Source organism: Pseudonocardia lacus (genome assembly GCF_018531445.1).
GTDB classification, from domain to species: domain Bacteria; phylum Actinomycetota; class Actinomycetes; order Mycobacteriales; family Pseudonocardiaceae; genus Pseudonocardia; species Pseudonocardia lacus.
This window is the reverse complement of the sequence record NZ_JAHDTH010000489.1, coordinates 1-863: the sequence shown is the minus strand read 5'-3', so window position 1 is coordinate 863 and position 863 is coordinate 1. Positions and strand designations below refer to the sequence as shown.

At 77.3% G+C, this 863-nt stretch carries 1 protein-coding gene; it reads right to left on the bottom strand.

The window, feature by feature from the left end; genetic code table 11:
* Positions 1-863 (bottom strand): FtsK/SpoIIIE domain-containing protein (locus KIK08_RS39275; protein ID WP_250558687.1); only part of this gene is annotated, 863 nt, incomplete at both ends.

The window sequence follows — 863 nt, the reverse complement described above, 5'->3', positions numbered from 1 at the left end:
GGGCGCCGCGGCCGGGACCGAGACGCACGCGGCCCGGAACCGCACCAGCTCCCCGGTCCCGGTGGCCAGGAACGCCGAGCCGGGCGCCGGCGGCAGGTGGTGCGCGTCGGGCACGCCGAGCACCGCCCGCGACTCACCGGCCGAGAACGTGCGCAGCGCGATCCGGTAGGACAGGTGCGACTCCAGCCCGCGCAGCCGGCCCTCGTCGAGCCGCTGCGAGGCCAGCAGCAGGTGCAGCCCGAGCGAGCGGCCGAGCCGGCCGATCGTGACGAACAGGTCGACCAGCTCCGGGCGCTGGGCCAGCAGCTCGGTGAACTCGTCGACCACCATCACCAGCGCCGGCAGCTGCGGCACGCGGGCCCCGGCGCGCCGCGCGGCCGCCAGCTCGGCGACCCCGGTGAGGTTGCCGGCGGCGCGCAGCACCTCCTGCCGGCGGTTGATCTCGCCGGCCAGCGCGTCGGCCATCCGGTCGACCAGCGTCAGCTCGTCGACCAGGTTGGTGATCACGGCGGAGACGTGCGGCAGGCCGGCCAGCCCGAGGAACGTGGCGCCGCCCTTGAAGTCGACGAGCACCAGGTTGAGCTCGGCCGAGGAGTGCGTGGCCGCCAGCCCCAGCACCAGGGTGCGCAGCAGCTCGCTCTTGCCCGAGCCGGTGGCCCCGATGCACAGCCCGTGCGGGCCGCTGCCGCCGTGGGCCGACTCCTTGAGGTCCAGCACGACCGGCAGCCCGCGCTCGTCGGTGCCGATCGGGACGCGCAGCCGGTCGGCCTCGACGCGGGCGCGGCGGTGGCGCAGCGCCGCGATCCCGGCGCTGCCCGGCGCCAGGCCGAGCAGCTCGGGCAGGCCGTTCCCGCCGCCGCGGC